Annotated in this window: 3 protein-coding genes; 1 reads left to right on the top strand and 2 read right to left on the bottom strand. The window is 77.5% G+C overall.

Going from position 1 to position 5828, the window contains the following annotated elements:
• Positions 1–146 precede the first annotated feature (146 nt).
• Positions 147–410: a DUF4031 domain-containing protein gene (locus J7523_RS19845; protein WP_046530145.1), complete on the top strand. Its 264-nt coding sequence runs from the start codon at positions 147–149 to the stop codon at positions 408–410.
• A gap of 73 nt (positions 411–483) precedes the next feature.
• Here J7523_RS19845 and atzF read toward each other — a convergent pair whose 3' ends face one another.
• Both atzF and uca read right to left on the bottom strand, forming a co-directional pair.
• Positions 484–2364, bottom strand: a complete 1881-nt coding sequence (atzF, locus tag J7523_RS19850) for an allophanate hydrolase (RefSeq protein WP_291890444.1) — start codon at positions 2362–2364, stop codon at positions 484–486.
• On the bottom strand, positions 2361–5828 hold a 3468-nt coding region (gene uca, locus J7523_RS19855), incomplete at its 5' end, for an urea carboxylase (RefSeq protein WP_291890445.1). The genes uca and atzF, both read right to left, overlap by 4 nt.

The following is a 5828-nucleotide window of genomic DNA, read 5'->3' on the forward strand; positions in this document are numbered from 1 at the left end:
GCCGACGCTAGGCGCGCCGCACCGCCGGCCGGCCGTCCGCCCTCGGCGACCGTGGACGCGGCGCGCCGGCACGGCGCTGGGGGTGGCCGGGCGGTCCTGGGGGCACGCGTGACGGCGCGTGCGCGGGCAGGACGTACCCTCGCCCGGTGACCGTGCTCGTCGACCCGCCGCTGTGGCCCCGCCACGGCACCGTCTGGGGCCACCTCGTGAGCGACGCGTCGTACGCCGAGCTGCACGCGTTCGCGCGCCGCGCCGGCATCCCGCGCCGGGCGTTCGACCACGACCACTACGACGTGCCGGTCGAGCGCTGGGACGACGTCGTCGCGCTGGGCGCCGAACCGGTCAGCACGCGCGACCTGGTCCGCCGGCTGCGCGCCTCGGGCCTGCGGGTCCGGGCCCGCGACCGCTGAGCCACCCCGACCCGTGGGCCGCGCCGCGACCCGCGTGCCCGACCGGCGGCGCGCCGCGTGCCGCCCTCGGGCCTCACACCCCCGCCGCGAGCGCGGCCCGCCACCCGCCGGTCGCCGTGACGTCGACCCCGCCGGAGGCCGCCTCGGCCGTGCAGCCGAAACCCGTGACCCAGGACCCGTCGGCGAGCTCGACGGCGCCGAGCGTCATCGGCGCGGGCAGCGCGGCCAGGAAACGGCCGAGCGCACCGGGCGACAGCCGCCAGACCTCCCCCGCGATCGACGCTCCCCGGCCCGGCCCGACGCGCACGAGCCCGGGCTTGCGGGGCGTCGTCACCAGGGCGACGAGGCGGTAGGCGTCGGACGTCGTGACCTCGCGCCCGAACCGCGCGCCGAGGTCGGTGAGCTGGCCCTGGAGCGGCTGCCCGCGCAGGTGCGCGCCGACGACGAACAGCTCGACCGTGCCGGGCACCAGGAGCGGCGCGGCAGCCTCCCCGACCGTCAGGCGCGCCGCGAGGTCGAGCGCGAGCTGGTCCTCGTGCGCGCGCGCCAGCACCGTGACGCCGAACGGTCCGCCGTCGGCCTCGCCCGCGGGGACGGCGACGGCGGCGAGGTCGAGCAGGTTGACGAAGTTCGTGTACGTGCCCAGGCGGCGGTTGACCTCGACCGGCTCGGCGGCGACCTGCGCGAGCGTCGGGTGCTCGGTCGTCGTGGGCAGCAGCAGCAGGTCGCACCCGCGCAGGACGCGTTCGGCGTCGACCCGCGCGGCGTCGAGCGCGAGGCGGTCGCGCACGTAGTCGGCGGCCCGGACGCCGCCGCCGGCCAGCACGATGCCGGCGACCGTGGGGTCGGCGTCGGGCGGGTCGGTCGCGAGGAACGCACCGACCGCGGCGTAGCGCTCGGCGACGATCGCGCCGTCGTACAGCAGCCGGGCGGCGTCGAGCATGCCCGAGACGTCGACCTCCCGGACGGCCGCCCCCGTCGCGACGACCCGGTCGACCGCAGCGGCGAACGCGCCGCGCCACCCGGGCGAGAGCGGCGCGAGGTCGGCGGTGCGCGGCACCGCGACGACCGGGTCGTCACGCAGCGCGACCCGCACGTCGGCGGGCCACGTCCGCCGACGTGCCCGCGGGTCGGCGACGTCGGCAGGGTCGGCCGGGGCGGTGTCGAGCACCTGGCAGGCCGGGGAGACGCCGCCGCCCGCCATCAGCCGGGTCGCGAGCACCCCGGTCCCGAGGTCGCGCGTGAACGTCGTGACCACGTCGTACGACGCGCACGCGGGCACGACGCCGTCCGTGGGCACGAGCCCGACCGTCGTCTTGATCCCGACGAGCCCGTGGAACGCCGCGGGGACGCGGCCCGAGCCGGCGGTGTCGGTGCCGATGCCGACGTCCGCGACGCCGAGCGCGACGGCCACCGCCGACCCCGACGACGACCCGCCGGACACGCGGTCGGGCAGGGTCGCGTGACGCACCGCGCCGAACGGGCTGCGGGTGCCGACCAGCCCGGTCGCGAACTGGTCGAGGTTCGTCTTGCCGAGCACCACGGCGCCCGCGTCGACGAGCGCCTGCACCGCGGGGGCCGTCGCGGACGCCGGTCCGGGGCGCCCGTGCGGCGAGGTCGCGTACGACGGGCACGCGGCCGTGGTGGGCAGGCCCGCGACGTCGACGTTGTCCTTGACCGCGAGCGTCGTGCCGGCCAGCGGGAGGTGCTCGCCCGCGGCGAGGCGCGCGTCCACGGCTGCGGCGGCCGCGAGCACGTCGGCCTCGGGCAGCAGCAGCGTCCAGACCTCCGGCCGGTCGACCTCCCGCAGCCGCGCGTGGGCCGCCCGGACGCGGGCCTGCGCGGGCCCGTCGCAGACGCGCGCGCCGACGGGGGCGTGCGGGTCGTCGTGCGGGGCGTCGTGCGCCCCGACCGCCCGCGACGGCACGGCCGCGCGCGCGTCCGTCGAGCTCACGCGTCCACCGCCAGCACCGCGAGCGGGGCACCGGGGCCGACCTGCTGCCCCGGTTCGACGAGCACGCGCACGACCCGCCCGTCCGACGGCGCCGGGACCGCGAGCTCGAGCTTCATGGCCTCGAGCGCGACGAGCAGGTCGCCGGCGCGCACGTCGGCGCCAGCGGCGGCCTCGACGCGCCACACGGACCCGACCATCGGCGCCTCGACGAGCACGTGCCCGTCCAGCAGCTCGACGGTCGCGTCGTCCACGACCGCGGGCGGCGCGTCGTCCCCGGCGTCCGCGTCGAGCTCGCCGGCGGCGGCCCAGGCCGCCCGCTCGGCCCCGAACGCGGCGGCCTGGCTCTCCTGGAACGCCGCGATCTCGGTGGCGTGCCCGGTCAGCAGGGCGAGGTGCTCGCGGTAGCTGAACGTGCCGTGCTCGACGCGCACGTCGAGCCTCCCCGCGGCGAACGCGGTGCGCTGCTCGGCGAGCTCCTCGGCCGTCACGGGGTGCCACACGATGCGGTCGAAGAACCGCAGCAGCCAGGGCACGCCGGGCTCGAACACGCCGTGCTGACGGTGCCCGGACCAGATGGGCACGGTCCGCCCGACCAGCTGGTACCCGCCCGGGGAGTCCATGCCGTAGACGCACAGGTACTGCCCGCCCAGGCCCACGGTGTCGGCGGCGGTCCACGTGCGCGCCGGGTTGTACTTGGTTGTCATGAGCCGGTGGCGCGGGTCGAGCGGCACCGCGAGCGGCGCGCCCAGGTAGACGTCGCCGAGCCCGAGCACGAGGTACTCGGCCTCGGTCATGGTGCGCAGCACGTCGTCGCCCGAGCCCAGGCCGTTGACGCGCCGCACGAACTCGACGTTGGACGGCAGCCACGGCGCCTGCGGCCGCACGCCGACCGTGTACCGCGCGATCGCGTCGGCCACCGCGGGGTCGTCGAACGCGAACGGCAGGTGGACGCGCCGCGAGGGCACCACGAGGTCGGCCGTCGCGGGCAGCTCGGCCTCGAGGTCGACGAGCGCGTCGACCAGCTCACGCACGGGCAGCAGCGCGGGGTCGACGTGCACGTGCAGGCTCCGCACACCGGGCGTCACGTCGACGACGCCCGGCAGGTCGAGCGCACCCAGCGCCTCGGCGAGCGCGTGCACACGCATCCGCAGGCCCAGGTCGAGGACCATCGGCCCGTACTCGACCAGCACGTTGTCGTCCGCGCCGCGCAGGTAGACGACCTCGGGGCGGCCGAGCGGGTCGGACGGGTCGGCGGGGATGCGCGCGAGCACGCCGTCGTCGCCGTCGGGACCGGTGGCGAGGTCCGCCGGGACGGACGCGGCCGCGCGCCGGACCGTCGAGGTGCGCAGCGCGTCGGCCGTCGCCTCGGGCACGGGCACGAGCCGCACGGTGTCCCCCGGGCGGATCTGCCCGAGCTTCCAGCGGTGCCCGGCCACGACGGTGACGGGGCACGCGAACCCGCCCAGCGACGGACCGTCGGGTCCGAGCAGGATCGGGGTGTCGCCCGAGACGTTGAGCGCGCCCACGGAGTACGGGTTGTCGTGCAGGTTGGACGGGTGCAGACCGGCCTCGCCACCGTCGGGGCGCGCCCAGCGCGGCTTGGGCCCCGACAGCCGGATGCCGGTGCGGTTGGCGTGCGTCTGCACCTGCCACGTCGCGCCGTAGAGCATGTCCATGTCCTCGCGCAGGAAGTACGTGGGTGCCGGCTGCGGCCCCTCCTGCACCGCGAGCTCCCAGGCGTGCACGAGCGCGGGGCGGGCCTCGACGGGGACGACGGCCGTGGCGGGTGCGCCGTCCGGGACGGCCGCGGGCACCAGGACGTCACCCGTGACGAGCGCACGGCCGGTGTACCCGCCGAACCCGCCGAGCGAGAACGTCGCCGCCGACCCGAGGTATCCGGGCACGTCGAGGGCCCCGCGGACCAGCACGTACGTGCGCAGCCCGGCACCGGTGGGCGTGCCGACGTCGAGCACCGCACCGGCCGGTACGTCGACCGGCTCCCACTGCGGGACGGGCACGCCGTCGACGGTCACGGGCGCGTCGGCCCCCGTCACGCACACGACCGCCGCGTGGCTGAACCGCAGGCTCGGGCCCGCGAGCGTGCACTCCAGACCCGGGGCGCCCTCCGGGTTGCCGAGCGCGACGTTGCCGAGCCGGAACGACAGGTCGTCCATCGGCCCCGACGGGCTGATGCCCACGTCCCAGTGCCCGAGGCGGCCGGGCCAGTCCTGCACGGTCGTCATGACGCCCGGGCGCAGCACCTCGACCCACGGCTCGTCGTCCGTGACGTCCGCGAGCGTGCCGGTCGTGTGGGCGGCGGCACGCACGTCGTCGTCGCGCACCGCGGCGCGCAGCAGCGGCAGGTTGGTGACGACGCCGTGCAGCGCCGTGCCGGCCAGCGCGTCGGACGCCGCGGCGAGCGCGGCCGTGCGGTCGTCGGCGCGCACGATGACCTTGGCGAGCATCGGGTCGTAGTGGCTCGTGACCTCCTGCCCGGCCTCCGCCCACGCGTCGACGCGCACGCCTGCCGGGTACTCGACGTGCGTGAGCAGGCCCGCGCTCGGGCGGTAGCCGCGGCGCGGGTCCTCGGCGTAGACGCGCGCCTCCACCGCGTGCCCGAGACGGGGCGGGCCGTCGTCCGGCAGGGCTGCGAGCTCGGCGGTCAGGTCGGCGTCGCCGCGCGCGAGGCGCAGCATCCAGCCGACGAGGTCGACGCCCGTGATCTCCTCGGTGACCGGGTGCTCGACCTGCAGGCGCGTGTTCACCTCGAGGAACGACACGTCGCCGCGCTCGACGTCGTACACGTACTCGACCGTGCCCGCGGACCGGTACGCGACCGACGCCGTCAGGGCACGGGCCGACGCCGCGAGACGCTCGCGCACGTCGTCGGGCAGGCCCGGGGCGGGCGCCTCCTCCAGGACCTTCTGGTGGCGACGCTGCAGCGAGCAGTCGCGGTCCCCCAGGCTGACGACGCGCCCGGCGCCGTCGCCGAACACCTGCACCTCGAGGTGCCGCGCGCGCCGCACGAACCGCTCGAGGAACACGCCTCCGCTGCTGAAGCTCGCGGTCGCCAGCCGCTGCACCCGCCCGTACGCCTCGCGCAGCTCGTCGGGCCCGTCGCAGGCCTGCATGCCGATGCCGCCGCCCCCGCCGACGGCCTTGAGCATGACCGGGTACCCGACGGTCTCGGCCGCCGCGAGGGCAGCGTCGACGTCGCCGAGCAGCCCGCTGCCGGCGATCAGCGGGACACCGGCGGCGCGCGCCGCCTCGCGCGCCCGGTGCTTGTCGCCGAAGACCTCGAGGTGCGCGGGCGTCGGCCCGACGAAGGCGATCCCGGCGGCCTCGACCGTGGCGGCGAAGCCCGCGTTCTCCGACAGGAACCCGTAGCCGGGGTGGATCGCGCCCGCGCCGGTGTCCAGCGCCGCCTCGAGCACGGCGTCGGCGCGCAGGTACGACTCGGCGGC

This window comes from Cellulomonas sp., assembly GCF_017744555.1.
Taxonomy (GTDB): Bacteria; Actinomycetota; Actinomycetes; order Actinomycetales; family Cellulomonadaceae; genus Cellulomonas.